General features: G+C 71.2%; 21 protein-coding genes and 1 tRNA gene. 10 read left to right on the forward strand and 12 right to left on the reverse strand.

Annotation, left to right across the window (positions count from 1 at the left end; all coding sequences use genetic code 11):
* Positions 1–559: 559 nt before the first annotated feature.
* The 4 genes from CHF15_RS44965 to CHF15_RS20555 all read right to left on the reverse strand — a co-directional run bounded on the left by CHF15_RS44965 (position 560) and on the right by CHF15_RS20555 (position 4,153).
* A tRNA-Ser gene (locus CHF15_RS44965) sits at positions 560–650 on the reverse strand.
* A 555-nt stretch (positions 651–1,205) separates the two neighbouring features.
* A complete protein-coding gene (locus CHF15_RS20545; RefSeq protein WP_089225303.1) occupies positions 1,206–1,697 on the reverse strand; it encodes a DUF6924 domain-containing protein in 492 nt (163 codons plus the stop codon).
* 356 nt (positions 1,698–2,053) lie between these two features.
* Positions 2,054–2,656: an SMI1/KNR4 family protein gene (locus CHF15_RS20550; RefSeq protein WP_089225304.1), complete on the reverse strand. Its 603-nt coding sequence runs from the start codon at positions 2,654–2,656 to the stop codon at positions 2,054–2,056.
* 480 nt (positions 2,657–3,136) lie between these two features.
* Positions 3,137–4,153 (reverse strand): RNA-binding protein, encoded by a 1,017-nt coding sequence (locus tag CHF15_RS20555; RefSeq protein ID WP_089225305.1) that lies wholly within the window; start codon positions 4,151–4,153, stop codon positions 3,137–3,139.
* 103 nt (positions 4,154–4,256) lie between these two features.
* On the opposite strand from CHF15_RS20555, the gene CHF15_RS20560 reads away from it, so the two are divergent.
* The 4 genes from CHF15_RS20560 (at position 4,257) to CHF15_RS20575 (ending at position 6,547) form a co-directional block, all read left to right on the forward strand.
* A complete protein-coding gene (locus CHF15_RS20560; protein WP_089225306.1) occupies positions 4,257–4,679 on the forward strand; it encodes a hypothetical protein in 423 nt (140 codons plus the stop codon).
* Between the two features lie 66 nt (positions 4,680–4,745).
* Positions 4,746–5,084, forward strand: a complete 339-nt coding sequence (locus CHF15_RS44970) for a hypothetical protein (protein WP_179279886.1) — start codon at positions 4,746–4,748, stop codon at positions 5,082–5,084.
* Positions 5,085–5,131: 47 nt separating this feature from the next.
* A complete protein-coding gene (locus CHF15_RS20570) occupies positions 5,132–5,665 on the forward strand; it encodes a SigE family RNA polymerase sigma factor (RefSeq protein ID WP_089225308.1) in 534 nt (177 codons plus the stop codon).
* Between the two features lie 21 nt (positions 5,666–5,686).
* Positions 5,687–6,547, forward strand: coding sequence for a hypothetical protein (locus tag CHF15_RS20575; protein ID WP_143681598.1), 861 nt, complete (start codon positions 5,687–5,689; stop codon positions 6,545–6,547).
* A gap of 64 nt (positions 6,548–6,611) precedes the next feature.
* Here CHF15_RS20575 and CHF15_RS20580 read toward each other — a convergent pair whose 3' ends face one another.
* Positions 6,612–7,460, reverse strand: a complete 849-nt coding sequence (locus CHF15_RS20580; RefSeq protein ID WP_089225310.1) for an alpha/beta fold hydrolase — start codon at positions 7,458–7,460, stop codon at positions 6,612–6,614.
* Positions 7,461–7,658: 198 nt separating this feature from the next.
* Here CHF15_RS20580 and CHF15_RS20585 point away from each other — a divergent pair, with 198 nt between their 5' ends.
* The 4 genes from CHF15_RS20585 (at position 7,659) to CHF15_RS20600 (ending at position 10,151) form a co-directional block, all read left to right on the forward strand.
* Positions 7,659–8,162 carry a MarR family winged helix-turn-helix transcriptional regulator gene (locus CHF15_RS20585; RefSeq protein WP_179279887.1) on the forward strand — a complete coding sequence of 168 codons (504 nt, stop codon included), beginning with the start codon at positions 7,659–7,661 and terminating at the stop codon, positions 8,160–8,162.
* A gap of 100 nt (positions 8,163–8,262) precedes the next feature.
* Positions 8,263–8,814: a SigE family RNA polymerase sigma factor gene (locus CHF15_RS20590; RefSeq protein ID WP_089225311.1), complete on the forward strand. Its 552-nt coding sequence runs from the start codon at positions 8,263–8,265 to the stop codon at positions 8,812–8,814.
* The gene (locus CHF15_RS20595; protein ID WP_089225312.1) at positions 8,807–9,382 is read left to right on the forward strand and encodes a hypothetical protein; all 576 of its coding nucleotides are present in this window, start codon (positions 8,807–8,809) and stop codon (positions 9,380–9,382) included. Before CHF15_RS20590 ends, CHF15_RS20595 begins: the two co-directional genes overlap by 8 nt.
* Positions 9,383–9,479: 97 nt before the next feature.
* Positions 9,480–10,151: a hypothetical protein gene (locus CHF15_RS20600; protein ID WP_089225313.1), complete on the forward strand. Its 672-nt coding sequence runs from the start codon at positions 9,480–9,482 to the stop codon at positions 10,149–10,151.
* Between the two features lie 68 nt (positions 10,152–10,219).
* Here CHF15_RS20600 and fmdA read toward each other — a convergent pair whose 3' ends face one another.
* The 3 genes from fmdA to CHF15_RS20615 form a co-directional block, all read right to left on the reverse strand.
* Positions 10,220–11,467 carry a formamidase gene (gene fmdA, locus CHF15_RS20605; protein WP_089225314.1) on the reverse strand — a complete coding sequence of 416 codons (1,248 nt, stop codon included), beginning with the start codon at positions 11,465–11,467 and terminating at the stop codon, positions 10,220–10,222.
* An 88-nt stretch (positions 11,468–11,555) separates the two neighbouring features.
* Positions 11,556–12,185, reverse strand: coding sequence for an AmiS/UreI family transporter (locus tag CHF15_RS20610; protein WP_089225315.1), 630 nt, complete (start codon positions 12,183–12,185; stop codon positions 11,556–11,558).
* 137 nt (positions 12,186–12,322) lie between these two features.
* A complete protein-coding gene (locus CHF15_RS20615; protein ID WP_220093310.1) occupies positions 12,323–12,619 on the reverse strand; it encodes an FmdB family zinc ribbon protein in 297 nt (98 codons plus the stop codon).
* A 569-nt stretch (positions 12,620–13,188) separates the two neighbouring features.
* Between CHF15_RS20615 and CHF15_RS20620 the strand changes: the two genes are divergently transcribed.
* Complete coding sequence (locus CHF15_RS20620; RefSeq protein ID WP_089225452.1) at positions 13,189–13,620, forward strand: hypothetical protein; 432 nt, start codon at positions 13,189–13,191, stop codon at positions 13,618–13,620.
* A gap of 82 nt (positions 13,621–13,702) precedes the next feature.
* On the opposite strand, the gene CHF15_RS20625 is transcribed toward CHF15_RS20620, so the two are convergent.
* Positions 13,703–14,803 (reverse strand): hypothetical protein, encoded by a 1,101-nt coding sequence (locus tag CHF15_RS20625; protein ID WP_089225316.1) that lies wholly within the window; start codon positions 14,801–14,803, stop codon positions 13,703–13,705.
* 116 nt (positions 14,804–14,919) lie between these two features.
* Positions 14,920–15,324 (reverse strand): VOC family protein, encoded by a 405-nt coding sequence (locus CHF15_RS20630; protein WP_089225317.1) that lies wholly within the window; start codon positions 15,322–15,324, stop codon positions 14,920–14,922.
* 185 nt (positions 15,325–15,509) lie between these two features.
* Between CHF15_RS20630 and CHF15_RS20635 the strand changes: the two genes are divergently transcribed.
* Positions 15,510–15,860, forward strand: coding sequence for a hypothetical protein (locus CHF15_RS20635; RefSeq protein WP_089225318.1), 351 nt, complete (start codon positions 15,510–15,512; stop codon positions 15,858–15,860).
* Between the two features lie 48 nt (positions 15,861–15,908).
* Here CHF15_RS20635 and CHF15_RS20640 read toward each other — a convergent pair whose 3' ends face one another.
* Positions 15,909–17,099, reverse strand: coding sequence for a hypothetical protein (locus CHF15_RS20640; protein WP_089225319.1), 1,191 nt, complete (start codon positions 17,097–17,099; stop codon positions 15,909–15,911).
* Positions 17,100–17,361: 262 nt separating this feature from the next.
* Entirely contained in the window at positions 17,362–18,651 is a 1,290-nt protein-coding gene (locus CHF15_RS20645) for a ferritin-like domain-containing protein (protein ID WP_265737400.1), read from the reverse strand.
* Positions 18,652–18,683: the final 32 nt, after the last annotated feature.

The raw sequence follows: 18,683 nt of genomic DNA on the forward strand, positions 1-18,683 counted from the left end.
CAGGCAGTTACCTGTGGTTCGCGGGCGACTGAAGCTCGTGCCACAATCGTGCCAGATCCAGCGGGGAGCCAGGGGGAATCTCGGAGCCTGCCGGGTACTCAGGCGGACGGCCGCCGAGGCTGGGATTCTGCAGGTCAGCCACGACGCGGCCCCACCTCGCTCCTAAAGAGGTGATCCCGGATCCTGGCGCGGTGCAGCATGGAGCCATGCGAGTCTTCGGCAATCCAGCGACGGCACCCAGGATGTTGCTGCTCAACGAGGTGAGGTTTGATCCGGATTGGATCTTCCGCCTCGACCGTCCTCTGTTTCTCATGCCAGGAGATCGGGTCTCCATGGATAGAGGTCGTCTTCTCGTGCAGCGGGCTGGCGGCCGCGAGGAGTACCCGACTACTGACCTCGCTCCGTGGTGCTGGCGTTGGCGGCTCGTCTGACGGCCGTGCCCCTTCCGTGCCCGATCAGACGGGGAACCGCGGGGAACCACGGTGCCATCGCGCACGAAGAAGGGGCGCCCCCGTGTCTTGGGGCACCCCTTCTGTCCAGCGCCTTCGCAGGCCTACTGCGGGGAGTGTGGGATTTGAACCCACGGTGACATCGCTGCCACGACGGTTTTCAAGACCGTGTGCGGTTTGACTCGCCCGTTGAGACTCCACCGACCTACTCCTGAATTGGCAGGTCCGGGTGCGTAAGCAAAAAGATCATGTACGCGATGGCTGCCGTTGTTCCCACAGCCGAAAGCGCAAGCCCAGTCAGAGGCTGCGCGCGGCTCGCACCTAGACGTGAGGCGGCGCGATATTCAATGACACCCCGGACCAGACCCGTCAGGCCAAGCGGCAAGGCAACGAACCAAACGAGCATCCAGAACGGACAGCAGAACCAGAACCCGACGGATACCGCGCCGAAGGGCACAGCCAGACTCCATCGCTCGGATCTGCCGCTAGTTGGATCACCAGTACGGGGCATGAGCTGATCAAAGCAGCCGAGGTGCGCAGCTCGACAACCACCCCTGCCTGGGCCGTCTCTGGGCCGTCCGAGGGCGCGCAACGACGACCAACGCCGACAACCGTTGACCACTCAATCGCAGGTCACAGCGTTGATCGTCTAGGCAAGCCCAGGTCAGCGGACCCCCGGATCACTTCTTCGACAACTGATGTCGTTTCTTCGTCCTGCCGATGTAACCGAACGAGGAAATTTCCGCAGGTTCACCCTCAACGGTCAGTTGTCCAGGAGGGGCGAAAGGCCCCCTCAGGGTCATCGTGGGCCCATCCTGCGAACTCCTCGAAGCCCAGGTTGGCGATACTCAAATTCGCGTAGATTTCGTGGACCCCCGCAGGGACGGTTCGAAACTCGCGGCCGAACTCAGTCAGCTGCTCGTAGTCCTCGTCATCTACGCACTCATCTCGCGTCAGCGTGGTAACCGCCAGCAGCGCGTGAACCTCATCCTTCATGGTTTCTTGGTCAACGAGGAAGACAACGGATACGTCCTCGTCAGCGCGAACGGCACACAGCACCTCTTCAACGGTTGCTCCTGCCCAGGCCGGATCGTTGACGAAGTGCACCTCCGCCTCGTACTGCCTATCCCCCCACGGCTTCATCAGAACAGCCACCACGTTCTGCCATGCCTGGTCGTCCTGGTAGTCGGTCCTGATGACCAAGGCATCGAACTCATTGCGACCGGTGACGGCGGGCAGCACTCTCATTGAGTCCTTCTCCTTGACGACGCGCGACGGGCGGTGCCGCAACTGTCCCACGGGCCAAACTCGTCGCGCCTTGCCAGGTCAGTGTTCATCTTGGGTGACTTGGTGGTGGCTGGCTGCTCCGGCGGCATCGCCGACACTTCCGGTGATAGCTCGCGTGAGGTGTTGGCGGGGAGATGGACCGCCCCAGATGCGCACCAGAACGGGCGGTCAGTCTCGGTCAATGGCGAGCAACGACAGAGCTCTGCGACTGGACCCAGAGATGCCATAAGCCCAGATCAGAGGCACGATTCGCCAGGCTTCAGACGGTGATTCCCAAGCTCAGAGCACTCGTAGATCCGATGCGTGCCTTAAGCGTCTCAGAGAAGATCTCGCCAAAAAGGAGCAGTTGCCTTCGGGTTCCAACTGTTGTCGACGTTGCCTCGTGCCTCGTCGAACTCCCGGTGGATGTAATCAACGAGGTCTAGCCCGTAGTAGATGATGTCGGTCTGCCACATCGAGAGCACAGGATGCCCGGAGCTTCCCCGGCCGGCAGGGAGATACCGATGGCCGTACACAGGCACAAGCACCGGCACATCAGCAAGACGGTCCCGTGCGGTGGCCAGAGCGGCGGCGTCGTCGCTCGGACGTTCCCCCCAAGCCTCGTACCAGAACCCGTTGTGCTCAACATCGAGAAGAACGCCCTCGACCGGCCAGTCAAGCTGCCGTCGCAGACTGTCCAGGTCGCCCCCACGCCACTCGGGCCAGGGTCTGGACCAGGTCTGTCCCTCCTCAGGGGGCACATTGACCGGCAGGCCAGCTGCTAGGAAAGCACGGTGATCGTCCGCGAACTCGAAGCCGTACTCCTCCTCGATACGCGCCAACTCGGCGTCCGTCAGCCCTGGCTCGAACTCATAGAGGCCCGTCTGCGTCAAGCGCAGGGCAGCCTGCGCGCCAAGGGCCGCCCCGCCGTTGGTGATCACTGCTACACGCTAGCGCCGACCGTAGCCCGCTGCCACCGGAGTTGCGCGCGGGCTCCGTCTCAGTTTCCGTCTCATTCAGCAGTGTTCACAGACATTCACCACGGTTCCGGCCGCATGCCCTCCCCAGCTACCAACCGCCCGCGAACGCAGGTGAACGGCCCTGCGCGTTGCCCACCACCAGCCAACAGACTTGGAAAGCCTGTTGGGGGCAACCCCTCACGAGTTCGAATCTCGTATCCTCCGCCAGTGCCTCACCGGGCACGATGTCGAAGGGCCCCACCGCTCGCGGTGGGGCCCTTCGGCGTTCTCCGTTGGTATCCGGCCGGCTCGACAGCGCGTCGCCGATCTGGCAAGCCACGATCTTCAGCGCGGATCCGGTCATGTGCATGTACCGCGAGCGCGTCCGGGCCGAGCGTATTTCCGAGCGCTGCGGCGCGGCGTCTCGAGCCGCTGAGGGGAAACCCCTCAGGGGCGGTCGGCTCAGCGCCCGGGGTGGCGGAGGGCCCAGTCTCGGTCGCTCGGCGTCGGCTCGGTCCGCCAACGAGCCCGCAGAACTCCGTCGTTGTCCGGCATGACAGCTGTGAACAGAGGAACACTTTCACCCGCGTACGCGGACAGTAGTGCGGCGGCACGGGCGCTGCGCATACGGGCGGTCAGCTCCGGGAATGCGGTCTCGTCGGCGATGGCGCTGTGGATGTGACCGTCGTTGTCCTGCCAGACGCCCTCGACGAGACCTTCTGTAGGGAGGGCCTTCAGGACGGCGTCGATGTCGGGCGACAAGGGGGGCCAGGCGGCCAGACGGGCCCGGGGAGCCAATCGGGCGCGCACCGTGTCGACGGTGTCGCGGTCGAGGCGGTGCCACCGTGAGGCGCCTTCGAGATACGTCTCCTCCAGGATTCCGGCGCTGCCGTCGGCGACTGCCCTGTGCAACTCGGCCCAGAAGTCGTCATCGCCGGGCCGCTGGGTGACCTGCTCCTGTTCCTCCCCCTCGGCCTCGAAGGCGTACGGGGAGGTGCGCAGGCGTTCCGGGAACAGTCCGAGCTCCCGGGTGTGGGCCGACGCCTCCTCGCACGGCCGGCTGCTGCTGATGTAGAGGTACTGGTCCCACCCCACATGGACCGCGAACGCGCCTTCCGCCTCCAGCCGGCACCAGGCACCGTTGTCGCGCAACATGACGCACACCAGTTGCAGCCCGATCTCGAGCGATACTTCTGCCCCGTCGTAGAAGCCGGCAGGGCCGGCGGGGAAGAGCCCGTCCAGCCCAAAGCCGTCCACCGGTGGCTCCATACCGAAGTACACGAAGGACGGGACCTGTGGTTCACGTACCGCCAGGTGATCGACGCCGGCGTCCCTGGCGAAGGCCGCGACCGCCTGAAGGTAGGACGCCTCGACCTCGCCGTGATCACTGACGGTGTCCTCACTGCCGGTGTAATACCCGTGTGCGTCACGGTCGGCGGGGTCGTACTTTGTCACGCGGTAGACGTAGGGGAGTTGCACGTTGCCATCCTCCCCCCCCCCACGGCGCCGGGCCCTTGCCGTGCCCGATCAGACAGAGACCCAGGGGAAAGCACGGTGCCTCGGGCATGAAGAATTCGGCGCCGTGAGCCTCCACTACGAAGTCGTCTTCGCCTGCCTCCTCCGCGACGACGCGCCCGATGCGGTCCTGGACGCGCTGCGATGGCACCTGGGCCTGAGCCCTGAACGCCCGGCAGGAATCGACGGGGAGGAGCACACGTATCCGCTGCTCTCCCCGGATCCGGACAGCCGCCTGCCCGGAGGTGATTTCGCGTCCCTGCGACGCCAGTCCTGGGGCTTCACGGCCGGTGGTGAGCGCCACGTCTGGGGGCTGTACAGCCGCAACCTCTGGCTCGACGACATGTTGGCCGACCTCGTCCCCATCCTCGACCTGCTCGCACCTCACGTCGAAGAACCCGGCTACGGCGGGCACTTCCGCGAGGAGTTCGACGCCCAGCCGACCGTCTTCACCTTCCATGCGGGCACCTACGGGCCGCTGAAGCTCTGACAGGGATCGGCGTTCTCGCCGAAGTGAGGGCAAGCGCAGAGCGACCAATCCCGGCCGGTGCGGGAAGTGCGGGTCGAACCCTTCCTGATCGCCCGGCATCCGCTCACGGTCGCCCAGGTACGGCACTGGCTGCCCGAGTACGAGGACGACTTCGCCGACTCGCCGTCGGCCACGACCCGGCTCGGGGACGACGTGGACGACCTGCTCGAAGCCTACGGCCCGGCGGCACACACCCTCCGGAGTGGTCTTCCGCGCCGTTCCCGGCGGGACGTCGGCCGGCCACGGTCTCTCGAGCCCACATGGTGGCGGACGGTAGCAGCCGGGCGTCCCGCCACCGCGGACGGGATGCTCCGCGCGACCGCGGTGGAATCGGCTTTCAACCTCCCGCGGCCGAGGGCGCTCTGAACACGGGTGACAGGACAGGGCCCGTGCGGGCCCCGAGAGGAGAACAGATGCCGGAGAACGGCCGGGGCCCGGGAGCGGCGGCGGGCCCGCGGGCGCCGGAGAGCTTCGAGGCCTTCGCCCGGGCCAGTCAGAAACGGCTGTACCGGACCGCGTACCTGCTGTGCGGCGACGCGGACACGGCCCGGGACCTGACGCAGACCACGCTCGCCAAGATGTTCCAGCACTGGCGGCGGGCGAGTGCCGCCGACCACGTCGAGGCGTACGCCAGGACCGTGCTGACCCGTACGTACCTGGCCGAGCGGAGACGGCGGCTGCGGGACCTGCTGGCGCACTCGCGCCCAGGGCCCGGGCCCTCGCCCGACCACGCCGACCTGCGGGTGACGTTGTTGTCGGCGCTCGCCGGACTGCCGCCCAGGGCCAGGGCCATGGTCGTGCTGCGCTACTGGGAGGACCAGAGCGTCGAGTCCGTCGCCACGCTGCTGAAGTGCAGCGAGTCCACCGTCAAGAGCCAGTGCTCACGCTCCCTGGTCAAGCTGCGCGCCCAGTTGGGCGAGGCCCACGTCTACGCCACGGGAAGCTGAGGGACCGCCATGGGAGACAACATGCCCGAGGACGAACACGGAAGCGCCCTGCTGGTGCGGGAGTTCATGGAGCACGCGGTGGCGGAGCTGCCGCCGGCCCATGACCTGGTGCCGGCCGCGGTGGTGCAAGGACGGCGCCGCAGGGCACGCGTCCGGGTCGCCGTCGCCGCCGCCGTCGCCTGCGCGGTCGGGGCCGTGGTGTTCGGCTCCGTGGTACTGCCGGGCGGCGACGGCGGCGGGACGGTACGTCCCGCCGCGAGCACCACGCCCTCGCCGCGTACGTCCGAGGAGCCGGCTCCGTACCGGACGCCGGTCCACGTCGAGCCCACCAGTGACACCGAGGACGCCATGGCCGATCTGCCGCCCGCCGAGCGCGAGCGCCAGGAGGAGTTCCAGCAGCGGGCGGCGGTACTCCTCGACGAGCTGCTTCCGGACGAGGTCGGCCTGATCCGGCCCGTCGACCTGGCGGTGTGGCGCTACCAGGGCGAGACCGCGGACGGGGAGGTGTTCGGCGTCGTCCTGTCGGTACGGCCCTCCGGCAGTGTCCCCAGGTCGACCCGGCACGGGGACACGTGCCCCGAGGACCCCGGCTCCCTCAGGGGCGGCAGCTGCGAGCAGGGCACACTGCCGGACGGCACCAAGGTGGCGGCGTACCGCCTGCTCGACGGCGCTCCGGACAGGACGTACACCCGGGTCCGCTTCGCCTACGGCCACAGCGACGCGGAGCTCGCCGTCTACCCCGACCCGGACGCGAAGGCCTCCGCCCCGGTCACCGCGGGGCAGTTGCTGGCGGTGGTGCGCGACCGGCGCTTCCTCGACCTGGTGCGGTACGCCGACGCGAACCCCATGGAGAAGAAGCAGATCTCCGTCATGGGCGGCTGAGCGGCGCCGCCACGGATGGCGCGAAGGGGCCCCGGCCGGGGCCCCTTCGGGTCGTGCGCGGGGGTCAGCGGACGGTGGAGCGGGCGGCCTGCTCGATGATGCGGGTCACCGCGTCGGGACGGGAGACCGAGACGGCGTGGGAGGCCTTGATCTCGACGGTGTGGGCGTGGGCCCGCTTGGCCATGAAGCGCTGGGCGGCGAGGGTGATGTTCTTGTCCTGGGTGGTGACCAGGTCCCAGGACGGGATGTTCCGCCAGGCGGCGCCGGCGGCCTTCTCGTCGAAGACCGAGGCGGCCACGGGGCGCTGGGTGGCGGCCATCTGCTCGGCGACGGTCTTCGGCACGTCCGCCGCGAACTGGGCGCGGAACTTGTCGGCCTTGATGTACAGGTCGGTGCCGGTGCCGCCGCCGGGGAGCGGGAAGGGCACGGGGTTGAGGGTCTCGCCGAGGGTGCCGCCGGGGAACTTGTCGGAGATCTGCGTGACGGTCTCGCCCTTGTCCGGGGCGAAGGCGGCTATGTAGACGAGCGCCTTGACGTTGGGGGAGTCTGCCGCGGCCTCGCTGATCACGGAGCCGCCGTAGGAGTGGCCGACGAGCACGACCGGGCCCTGCACGCTCTCCAGGAAGCTGTGGACGTACGCCGAGTCGCTCGCCAGGCCGCGCAGCGGGTTGGCCGGAGCGACGACGGGGTAGCCCGCGTGCTTCAGACGGGTCACCACGCCGTTCCAGCTGGAGGAGTCCGCGAAGGCGCCGTGCACCAGGACGACCGTGGGCTTCTTCTCCTGCGGGCGGTGCGCGGCCTTGGCCGCGTTGGCCGGGGCCGTGGCCGTCAGCGTGAGGGCCGCGACGCCGGCCGCGGCGCCCAGGACGGCGACGCTCTTGCGGGTGGGGCGGAAGACGGTCTTGAGGTTCATGGTGGCTCCTTGGCGTGCGGCGACCGGCGGGCGCGCCGGACAGGGGGTCGGTCCCGGGGCGTCCGCTCCGGCCGATGACGAGAAATCTAGCGCCCGTTTAAGTTGTGCGCAAGCTAATAGGGTACGAGTCCATAGCTCACGCGGGAGATGCGACAATGTCCGGAGATCCCGCCCACGACCAAGGAAGGGGAGGGAATCGTGAACGACGACACCCGCGCGCCCGGGAACGGCGACCCCGCGGAGCCCTCGCTGCTGCTGGACGACCACTTCTGCTTCACGCTGTACGCGGCCTCGCGCGCGGTCACCGGCGTCTACCGGCCCCTGCTGGACGCGGTGGGCCTGACCTACCCCCAGTACCTGGTCATGGTCGTGCTCTGGGAGCACCGCACCGTGACCGTCAAGGAACTGGTGGCCGCACTGCACCTGGACTACGGGACGCTCACCCCGCTGATCAAGCGCCTGGAGGCGCACGGCCTGCTCGAGCGGCAGCGCCGGGCGGACGACGAGCGGGTGGTGGAGGTGGCGCTGACGCCGGAGGGGACCGCGCTGCGGGAGAGGATCCGCACCGTCCCCCTGGCGATCGGGGACGCCATCGGGCTGACCCGGGAGGAGATCGCGGCCGCCCAGGACCTGCTGCGCCGGCTGACGGCCAACGTGGACCGCCACACCGCGGGCACCGGGCCCGCCGTGAAGGCACCGTGACCGGCCGGAGCTTGAGCACGGTCGCCCCGGGCAACAGAATGGTCCCGCGGGATCGACCACGTGTGTGCCGGGACGCAGGACGTCCGGCGGGGGATGAGGTATGCGACTGCCCGGGGAGCCTTCGGGGCATGTGACGGGGGAGCGTGAGTTCGACGCGTTCTACGGTGCGAGTGTCGGCCGCCTCGTCGGCCAGCTGTACGCGATGACGGGCGACCTCGCGGAGTCGCAGGACGTGGTGCAGGAGGCGTTCGCCCGGGCCTGGGAGCACCGGGCCGAACTCGACCTGCACGGCGCGCCCGAGGCCTGGGTGCGCACCGTGGCGTGGCGCCTGGCCGTGAGCCGGTGGCGGCGCGTGCGCACCGCGCTGACGCTGGCCCGCCGGCAGGGCCCGCCCCCGGTCGTGCCGCCGCCGGAACCGCACCACGTGGTGCTGGTCGAGGCCCTGCGGCAGCTCCCGGAGGCACAGCGGCGGGCCGTGGTCCTGCACCATCTGTGCGATCTTCCGGTGGACCGGGTGGCGGCCGAGACCGGCTCCCCCGTGGGCACCGTCAAGGTGCACCTCAGCCGTGGGCGGGCGACGCTCGCGCGGCTGCTGGCGCACACGGAACTGGACCCCGGCGCGGACCGGCTTCCGGAGGGCAGGCATGGCTGACGGGACCGAGCTGGGCGAACTCCTCGGCGAACTCGCCGAGTCCGGCCGGGGGCGGGTCGTACCGATGGCCGCGCACCAGGTGCGGGCCCGCGGCGAGCGGCGCCGCCGCCGCGCCCGTACGGTGCGGGCGTCCGTCGTGGCGGTGTTCGCCTGCGCCCTGCTGGGAGGCGGCATCGCGCTGGCCGGGACCGCCCGGGTGCCGGAGCCGGGGGCGGCCACGCCGTCGCCGCCGCCCTCCCGCTTCGTCCCTCCGGCCCCCGCGCCGGGCGAGGAGTACGCCGGCGAACTCGGCTACGTCCACGACGCGGTGGCCCAGGGCGACCGCGTGCGGATCACCGTGCGGCAGCTCCGGGCGGTCGCGGGCGGCACGCCGGTGCCCACGGGTGTGGTGCACACGCTGACCCTGCCTCGCACGACGCCGGTCGAGACGTTCCGGCTGTCGGGCGGGCGTCCCGCGGACCGCGAACTGGGCGGGCTGGTCGGCCGGCTGGCCGGCGGACCGCGGTGGACGTTCGAGATCGACTACGACGACGAGGGGCGGGTGGCCTCCCTGCGGGAGGCCGGTTAGCGCGGCGGGGAGTTGTTACCGGTCCATGACATTCCCGGTGTAACCCGCGTGGCGGCCCGGTGCGTAGAGCCTGTGCACGCCGCCCGCACCCGACCCGATGGGACCCACCGTGTTCGCCTCGTCCTCCCCGCGCCACCGCGCCGCCGCCCGGCTCACCGCCCTCGCCCTCACCGTCCTCGCCCTCGGCGCCTGCTCCGGGAAGGGCGCGGACGACGCGGACACCGGCCGTGCCGACGCGGCCGCCTCCTCCCCCGCACCGGCCACGGCTTCGGCCCCCGCCTCGTCCTCGGCGCCGCCCCCGGCGCAGCCCTCCGGCGCGCCCTCTTCCTCCTACTCCGCCCAGGCCCCGGCATCGGACGGCCCGTCGGGCGCGCCGTCGGACGCACCGTCGGGCGCGCCGTCGGCGAAGGCCCCCGCGCGCTGGGCGGGCGGCAAGCAGTTCGTGCAGGTCGAGAACGCGTGGATCAAGGACGGGCGCACGTACCTCTCGGTGCGCTCCGCCCGCAGGGAAGCCCTCACGGGACCGATCGAGGGGTGGGAGATCATCCCCGGCAAGGGCCCGTACACGACGGTGCGCATGGCCCCGGAGGGCCGGGTCCTGCTGTCGGTCCCGCTGGGCGACGAATCCGCCCCCCACACCTACTCGCAGGCGCAGTTCATCACCCGGTGGTGGGCCCTGCCCGCCCCGGAACGCGAGTGGCAGGGCTATGACGTCAGTTTCGACCTGAACGGCGAGGTGGTCAGGCTCCAGTCGCTCTACCGCGCCTGACCCCGCGCGGTGCGGCCGCGGACGGGTCCCGGCCCGAGGGAAGGCCGGGACCCGGGTGCGCGCGTCGTTCAGGAGGTCAGCGCGGCCCGGCCGCGGTCCGCCCGCGTCGGTCCGGCGGCCGACGGCCGCACGTCGAAGTCGAACATGGCGGTCGGCACGTACAGGGAGCAGCACGCGTTGGGGATGTCGACGATGCCGCTGATGCGCCCCTCGATGGGGGACGAACCGAGCAGCAGGTAGGCCTGCTCGCCGCTGTAGCCGAACTTCTTGAAGTACTCGACGGCGTTGAGGCACGCGCGGCGGTAGGCGAGCGTCGCGTCGAGGTAGTAGTTGGTGTCGGTGTCGTGGTCGACGGAGATCCCGATGAAGGTGAGGAAGTCCGAGTAGCGCGGTTCGACGTTGCCGGGCATGAACACCGGGTTGGTCGAGATGCCGTACTTCTCCATACCGCCCTTGATCAGGTCGACGTGGAAGTCGATGAACCCGCCCATCTCGATGGCGCCGCAGAAGGTGATCTCCCCGTCGCCCTGGCTGAAGTGCAGGTCGCCGCCGGAGAGCTTGGCGTCCTTCACGAGCACCGGGTAGAAGACCCGGGAGCCGCGCGTGAAGTTCTTGATGTCGTGGTTGCCCCCGTTCTCACGGGCCGGCACCGTGCGGGCGCCCTCCGCGGCGATACGCGTGGCGAGGTCCCCGGTGGCCGTGCCGGCGAGCGCGTGGGAGGGGTCCGGCGGGACGGCCAGCGGCGGGACGCGCTCGGGGTCCGTCTCGATGAGCGCCTTCTCGCGCGCGTTCCACCGGCCCAGCAGCTCGGCGGAGGGGGCGGTCCCGAACAGTCCCGGGTGGGTGATGCCGGTGAAGCGGATCCCGGGCAGGTGCCGGGAGACCGCCTGCTGGCCGTGGAAGTCCCAGACCGCCTTGTAGGCGTCGGGGAAGTAGTCGGTCAGGAAGCCTCCGCCGTTGGCCTTGGCGAAGATGCCGGTGTAGCCCCAGCCCTGGCCGGCGGCGTCCCCGGCCTGCTGGGGTACGGGGCCGAGGTCGAGGATGTCGACGACCAGCAGGTCGCCGGGCTCCGCGCCCTCCACGCCGATCGGGCCGCTGAGCATGTGGGGGATGGTGAGGTCGATGTCGCGGACGTCGTTGGCGGAGTCGTTGTTGCCGACCTGGCAGTCGGTCCAGTCCCGGCACTCCATCCGGAACTCGGCTCCGGGCTTCACCATGGCGGCGACGGGTATGTCAGGGTGCCACCTGTTGTGTCCTGGGGTGTCCTGATCGCGCATCGACTTGGTCTGGTCCACGCTGAAAACTACTTCGGGCATGACAGCCTCTCTTTTCTGATCCGGTCAGGACGGTGGTCCCGCGCCTCCGGCGCACCGGCCGGCCCCTGCCGGGCCGGCCGCACGGCGCCTAACCCGGCGACCCGGACGACGCGGTGGCCCGCGCCTGCTCCCGCGATTTCCTGGTGAGCGGCCACAACGCCGCGAACACGACCACGCCGAAGACACCCAGGGCTATGGCGATCTCCGTGGTGTGCTTCCAGTAGCCGGACAGCAGCAGCGCCGCGGGGATCACGCCGGTGACCCAGCCCTCGATCGCCGTCACCCAGCCGACATAGGTGCTGAGCTCCGTTTTTCCGAGACCGAGCACGAGGAAGAACAGACCCCACAGGAACGCCCAGTACAGCCAGATGACGCCGAACGGGTAGTCCTTGAACAGATGGAAATTCACGAACGAGTACCCGAGGGCGACAATCGCCACGAACAGGGAGTACCAGCCGACGCAGATATTGTCGATGTCCGCGAGGAGGACGATACCCACGTAGAGGTAGGTGAATCCGAAGAGGTAAAGCCCGGACGCCGCCAGGATCTTGTCCTGGTCGTTGCCCGCCGTGAAGATGAGGTACGTCGGGGTCAGCACCTGCAGCGCACCCACGAAGAGGTTGAACACCGCCGCCGACTTGGGGTCGACCTTCTGAAGCAGCAGCAGGCCGTTCATGAACAGCACCGCACCGACGAAGAGCAGTCCCACGTTCGCCACGGGGACGCACCTCCTAAGTCCGCGTGGGGACGGATTGCCGCCGGCGCGCCACCGGTTCCCGCTTCGGCGGGAGCGGCGTCCGCGCTCCGGCACTGGCCCCCCTGAACAGCTCCGACCAGCCGATCACCGCCCTCGCGCTAGGGCCTGGGCAGCCGGGACAGCGCCGGATGGGGCCGCGGCGCCGGCCGCTCGCGCGGCGGCGGGGCGGACACCACGTCCGGCATCTCACGGGACTTCTCCTCCCGTTCGCGGGAGACGGCGAGCCCGTGCGGCGTGACGGCGAGGGAGGGCGAGGAGAACACCCGCCGGGCCTCGCCCGCGCAGGCGGGGCAGTCGTGCGTCGCGGGTGCGGAACCTATCGCCAGCCTGACGTCGAAAGGCCCGCAGTCGCTGCAAAGGTATTCATAGGTCGCCATGAAGTTGCCTCCGGTCATCGGCGCACCCAGGTCAACCTCGACGTCTGCGACACACCCCGTCGAGCGCACGCCGGGGGAACAATCCCTATATCAAGGAGACGCCTCCGCAAGACAGTTGTCAAGGTCGGCGGAAGGCGTCCGGAGCATAACGGAAGGGAGTTCCCGGGTTCCCTTTCCGGCGCTCCCGGAAACTCCGGATCCCATTCAATTCCCCTTGCCGTCCCGGGCCGGTCGCCGCTTATACCGCATCGCGGGCGCGACCGCATTCCGGGCTTTCCGGGACGGCCGGAGCCGCCGCCGAGCGCCTGCCCGGGCCCGTGTCGGCCCGGGCTCCGCAGGGACGTAGGTCCGGGACGTAAGTCCTGGACACAGGCCCACAGGTCCCGGACCGGCGGTGCACGGTGCGCGCGGTATGCCCGCTGTGAGGCGGTTCACTGGGTTTTTCCTGGACGGACACCACTCGCGGATTTAGCGTTCATATGCATCGGCCTTTTCCGTAATGCAGTGGCAATGGAGCCCCGCTCATCGGACGGCACACAACGCTTCGCGCGGAACAGGGCGAACGCCGGAGAGGTGGAGAAGTGAGCATGGACGCCGTATGGGTCCGTGGCGTGAACGGCCTTCAGATGCACCACGTCACCGACCTCCAGGACGCCGGCAGGTTCCTGGGCAACGCAGCGATGGCCCTGCGGGCCGCCCACGTACGCACCGGCACCGAGCGCTTCGAGGGCCTGGCCGCCGAGCTCAAGGCCCTGGTGACCCGGGTACGGAAGATGGAGGACGAGGCCCGCTCCGCGATGCACGAACTGCACGCGACCGACCCGGAGCGCTTCGCCCGCTGCCGCGAGGGCCACGAGCCCTGGCCCGGCGAGATCGAGGCCGGGTTCATCCCCCGCCACACCTGCCGCGACGAGTGCCTCTACCACGACCGCGGTGTACTCGAGGCGATCACCCAGTGCACCTGCGGCCGCCCGCCCTGCCAGGCCTGCCAGATCGGCGGCAAGCCGGTGACCGCCTGATCCACACGCTTCGCGTCCGCCCACGGGCGGCACGAGGGCCCCGGCCTCCGACGAGGCCGGGGCCCTCGTCGTGCGCGGCCGGCTACCCCAGGAGGCTCAGCAGCAGCACGACCACGGCCAGGGCGGCCGCCGCGATCGCCAGACCGCGGACGACCCGGCGGCTGGAGGGCAGCCCGAGCACCTCGATGCCGTCGCTCCCGGGGAAGGCGTAGAAGACGCGTTCGGGGTCGGTGGGGACGGTGATGCGGGCGAGGGGCAAGTGACGCAGCACGACCCTGCGGTGGACCTCGCCCGCGGGGACGAGGTGCGGGGCGAGCGCCTCGGCGTGGGTGGCGTCGAGGTCGCCGGGCAGGGCGTCGTCGCCGGTCAGTACGGCCTTGCGCCACCGGCCCAGGCGGGCGGTGCGCCGGCGGACCGGGAACGGCGGCCGTTTCAGGGGGCGGCGCACGAGTTCCTCGCGGCTGCGCTGCTCGATGAGGGCGCCGACCCAGGTGGTGACGACCCCGCTCCCCCCGCACGCGTCGTGCGCGACGGTGCCGCCGCCCGTGCACTTGGGGCAGTCGACGAGTCCCGTCCCCGTGCACTGCGAGCACTGCGTGCGGCCCCGCCCGGCACACGTGGGGCACGCGGCGTCGGGGCGGCGGCACTTGGCGCAGCGGACGCGCTTGGGAACGGTGCGGGACGCGGTCGCCGCCGCGGCGCGGTCGCGGTCCTTGGCCCGCGGCCGCGGTTTGCCGGTGCCGTCGCATTCGGCGCAGGGCTCCAGCCCCCGGCAGTCGGGGCAGGCCGTCGTCGGATCGCAGGGGAGCCGGCCGCGGCCCTCGCACCGCTTGCAGGCCCATTCGCCGTTGCCGCACTCACAGGTGTTGTGGCGTACGGACCCCTCGCGCACGAGCTCGATCCGGTGCAGGGAGCCGTGCTCCGCGGGCACGCCGGGCCGGTAGTCGGCGAGGTGGGTGTAGGTGGGGAGCGCGGAGAGGTCCTTGCGGCCCTTCTCGGTCCTGGCGCTCTCCTTGCGGGTCTCCGTGGTGCGGCGGATGCGGCAGTCGAGGACGGAGTGCCAGGAGAGGTCCGCACCGGCGGAGGAGTCGAGGCGGACGGCGCCGCCGTCCCCGGACAGGTGCCGGGCCAGGGCCTGGAGCATCTCGTCGTCGGACGGCGTACCGGACGGGTTCTCGGCCATGACGACCACTCCCCTCGACGGGCGCGAGGCGCGCTGTCGGCAGGGTAAGGGCGAATCTGATGCTCCATCAAGATCGGGCGCGGGGAGGGATCTTGCAATCCCTCCCCGCCTCCCTCTCAGCTCTCGCCGGTGGTGCCGCCGCCGCTCCCGTAGGGGCGGGTGATGACCTCCATGCCGTGGCCCGCCGGGTCCGTGAAGTAGACGCCGCGGCCGCCGTCGTTGTGGTTGATCTCCCCGGGCCGCTTGCCGTGCGGATCGGCCCAGTAGGTGAGGCCGGCCTCCTGGATCCTGCTCAGGATCCCGTCGAACGCGGTCTCGGGGACGAGGAAGGCGTAGTGCTGCATGACGATCGCCTCCGCCGGGACGGTGGCGAAGTCGAGCGTGACGCCGTTGCTCAACTGGAGGGGGACGAACGGGCCCCAGGCCTCGCCGGCCCGCAGGCCGAGGATGTGCGCGAGGAAGTCCGCGGATTCGCGGTTGTCCCGGGAGTGGACGATGGTGTGGTTCAACTCGACTGACACGGTGGGATGCCTCCGTAAGGCATTCTCACGGGCGCCTCCATGCCTCACCCGGCCGGTGACCGGCACGCGACGCCGTACCTCCGATCCTATGCGGGGCCGTAATCCGGTGGGCCGGGACGGCGGCGGCCCGTACGGTGGACGGCCGGACCGGGCGATCCGGGCGACCCGGGCGGGAGGGCAGGACGATGACGGACACGATGACGCTGTGGCGCCCCACCGGGCCGGAGGAGCTGGCGCTGGTCGAGGCCTCGGGGTGGCGGGAGTGGCCGCCGCGGCTGCCCGAGCAGCCGATCTTCTACCCGGTGCTCGACGAGGACTACGCGATCCGCATCGCCCGCGACTGGAACGTCCCCGCCTCCGGTGCCGGTTACGTGACGCGCTTCGAGGTCGAGGCCGGGTTCGCCGCCCGCTACCCGGTGCGCCAGGCGGGCGGCCGGACGATCCTCGAACTGTGGGTGCCCGCGGAGGAACTGCCGGAGTTCAACCGGCACATCGTGGGCCGGATCGAGGTCGTGCACGAGTTCCGGGACGCGTAGCGGCCGGGACCCGGGCCCTCGCGGGGGCCCGGGTCCCGGCCGGCGGCGTCAGCCGCGGAGCGTGGTGACGGCCGCGACCCCGGTGAACTGCAGGGGCTCGTAGCCGAGGGCGAGCAGATGGGCCGTGAGCGTCAGGGTGCCGCCCCGGTGGCCCTGACCGCCCGGACCGCCCGCGATGCCGGCGGGTTCGGCGTCGTCGGCGGTGTAGGGACCGTTGTGGAAGGTCACCGAGACCGGGACGCCGAAGGTGCCGCCCGGACCGAGGTCGACGGCGGGCGACGGGGTGTAGGTGCCGACGAGGATGCCGCCGGGCCCGGGGGTGAGGACGACGGGGGTGCCGCCCGCGGTGACGGTCAGGTCGCCCGGGTCGATGCCGCGGGTGCGGGTGAGGATCAGCCGGATGCCCACGGAGCGGTACGCGGGACCGTCGGCCGGGTCGGTGAAGACGATCTGCCCCGAGGCGGCGTGGCAGGGCCGCCCCGGCGTGCTGTTGCCGAGGGTGATGCGGGCCGTGGTGCGGCCGTCGACGAGGAAGTCGTACGTGGTGCCGGCGACGGTCGGGTTGTCGACGTACGTGTCGAGTGTGAGCCCCGTGTTGGGCTGGCCGAGCCGGCCCGCGTTGGCGATGACCCCGTCGACGCCGTCGCCGGCGGCGGTGCAGGCGGCGATGTACTCGGCGAGGGTGCGGTCGGCCTGCGCGGGGATCGTCCCGGCCGGCCGCGAGGTCCGCCACAGCGAGGCGGGAGCGTTGGCGAAGTGCTGCCAGACGCCCTGGACGACGCCCTGTCGGCCCTGGCCGTCGGTGGCGAGCTGCGGCTGGAAGCTGAGCGTGGTGAAGCTGCCGGCGCAGATCATGGGGAGCTGGAGGTTCGCCGCGGTGCCGGTGACGCTGCCGGTGGTGACGAAGGAGTCGTACGACAGCTCCGAGGCGGCGATGGTGGCGAGCGGGATTCTCGCGGTGAAGGGGTGCGCCGCCTGGGACTGCTGGTCGCCGGTGACGGCCAGGTGCAGGCTGCCGTTGAAGCGGACGGGGTCCGCGAAGGGCGAGACCTCCTGGACGCCGGGGGTGCGGTCGCCGTTCCCCGGCTGGTCCTGGAGCCGGAACCAGGGCCCACCCGGCCCGAGATCGGCGGCCCGGACCCGTTCGACGCGGGGGGCGGAGGAACCGGGGACGGCGGATATGAAGGTGGCGCCCGCGGCCAGGACGGCAGCGGCGGCGAGCGCTATCGGGCGGATCATGAGGCGGGGGACTCCCTCGTACGGGCGGCCCGGTACGGCCGCGACGGGGCGGCGCCCGACGGCGCCGCGGCCCCGTATGGGTGCCCCGCCGGACTGCGCAACCGGCATATGACAGGCCGGGCTCACCCGCGCGTCGCAACAAGATCCCACGCCTGGCGCCGAGAAGGTGCGGACGGCACCGCCGTCCCCTGTGCGGTGGACGGCCCCGCGGCGCCGCATCCGGGCGGCCGGGCGGCCCCTGACCGCGTGGGGGGCGCGCCCGCTACGGCCGGCGTCCCGGAGGGGTGCCGCCGCCCGCGGCGGCGGGCGGCTGCCCGGCCGCCGGGACGGAGGGGCGGAACTGGGGGCCGTAGGTGTGGCGCCCGTCGCCCAGCGGGATCTCCATGAGGGCGAGCGCGGGCTCCTCCAGCTGCTCCATCGTCCTGATCGCCCGGTTGAGCGCACCGTGGTCACCGGTCTGCCACGCGGCTTCCAGGTCGCGCAGCAGCTCGCCGTAGGCGGTGTCGAAGCGGCGCAGCAGGGTCGCCGCCTCGCGGGGCGGGTGGGGCCAGCCGCCCTTGGGGACCACGCCCATGGGGCGGACGTCCGGGAAGGGGACGGGCGGGCCGCTGAACTCCCACAGGCCGTCGGACTCCTGCAGGGTGCGGCCGTGGTAGATCTCGGCGAAGGCGTAGTAGTGGGCCACGTCGCGGTGGCCCCCGGTGGCCTCGCCGGTCGGCGCCTCGGGGGAGTCCGAGGTGCCCTCGCCCTGCTCCTTGATGATCTCCACGGCGGCGACGACGTCGTCCAGGGTGCGCATCGGCAGCAGTTCGTCGGGGCCGATGCGCTGGCCGATCTGGCCGCGGACGGTGAGTTCGGGGCGGTTGTCGAGGAAGGCGGTGACGACCCCGTTGTAGAAGTCGCCGATGGTCGGCGGCCCCGCCGACGGCTCGGGGAGCGGGGACTCCGGGGTCTCGATGGCCATGAGGACGTCCCGCACGTACGCGCGGGTCAGCCCGGAGAGGTGGACCGTCAGCTCGCTGCGCACGCCGCCGGGCAGGCGGCAGGGGTAGTCGGGGCTGACGGCGGCGATCCGCGGCCGTCCGCCCACGGCGACGAGCATGTTGCAGGCCAGGCCCATGTGGAACATCTCGTCGGTGACGATGCCGCGGATCAGGGTGGCGACCGTGTCGGACCGGTCCCGCACCGACCACCAGGCGCACAGGTACGGCGGGATGGTGGCGAGTTCCAGCTCCACCGCCACCTGCAGGGCCTGCCGCAGCCAGTCGGCGCCGCGGGACGGCGCGGGAACGGCCAGCAGACGGGCGACCAGGCCGTGGACGGCGGCCGCCGCGACGCCGGGGACCGCCCCGGGTGCCGCGGCGGTCGCGGCCGCGGCGGCGGCCGCCTGCAACGACGGTGCGAGCGGGGCCGCCTGGGCGGCGGTGCCGAGGACGGCGGGGCTGACGGCGGCCAGCGCGGCCGACTTGACGAAGCCCCGGCGGTCGAGGGCCGCCGGCGGGGTCACGGCGGTCCCGTGCCCGTTGTCCTGGTCTTCCACCGCTTCCGTCACCCAGGTCTCCGTCCCCGAGAAGAATGGCGCGC

This window comes from Actinacidiphila glaucinigra (assembly GCF_900188405.1).
GTDB classification, from domain to species: Bacteria; Actinomycetota; Actinomycetes; order Streptomycetales; family Streptomycetaceae; genus Actinacidiphila; species Actinacidiphila glaucinigra.

Coding starts and splice junctions, on each gene's coding strand:
- CHF15_RS20545 (WP_089225303.1), bottom strand. CDS start 1,697: ATGAGAGTGCTGCCCGCCGTCACCGGTCGCAATGAGTTCGATGCCTTG.
- CHF15_RS20570 (WP_089225308.1), top strand. CDS start 5,132: ATGCCGGAGAACGGCCGGGGCCCGGGAGCGGCGGCGGGCCCGCGGGCG.
- CHF15_RS20575 (WP_143681598.1), top strand. CDS start 5,687: ATGCCCGAGGACGAACACGGAAGCGCCCTGCTGGTGCGGGAGTTCATG.
- CHF15_RS20580 (WP_089225310.1), bottom strand. CDS start 7,460: ATGAACCTCAAGACCGTCTTCCGCCCCACCCGCAAGAGCGTCGCCGTC.
- CHF15_RS20590 (WP_089225311.1), top strand. CDS start 8,263: ATGCGACTGCCCGGGGAGCCTTCGGGGCATGTGACGGGGGAGCGTGAG.
- CHF15_RS20595 (WP_089225312.1), top strand. CDS start 8,807: ATGGCTGACGGGACCGAGCTGGGCGAACTCCTCGGCGAACTCGCCGAG.
- CHF15_RS20600 (WP_089225313.1), top strand. CDS start 9,480: ATGGGACCCACCGTGTTCGCCTCGTCCTCCCCGCGCCACCGCGCCGCC.
- fmdA (WP_089225314.1), bottom strand. CDS start 11,467: ATGCCCGAAGTAGTTTTCAGCGTGGACCAGACCAAGTCGATGCGCGAT.
- CHF15_RS20615 (WP_220093310.1), bottom strand. CDS start 12,619: ATGACCGGAGGCAACTTCATGGCGACCTATGAATACCTTTGCAGCGAC.
- CHF15_RS20620 (WP_089225452.1), top strand. CDS start 13,189: ATGGACGCCGTATGGGTCCGTGGCGTGAACGGCCTTCAGATGCACCAC.
- CHF15_RS20625 (WP_089225316.1), bottom strand. CDS start 14,803: ATGGCCGAGAACCCGTCCGGTACGCCGTCCGACGACGAGATGCTCCAG.
- CHF15_RS20635 (WP_089225318.1), top strand. CDS start 15,510: ATGACGGACACGATGACGCTGTGGCGCCCCACCGGGCCGGAGGAGCTG.
- CHF15_RS20640 (WP_089225319.1), bottom strand. CDS start 17,099: ATGATCCGCCCGATAGCGCTCGCCGCCGCTGCCGTCCTGGCCGCGGGC.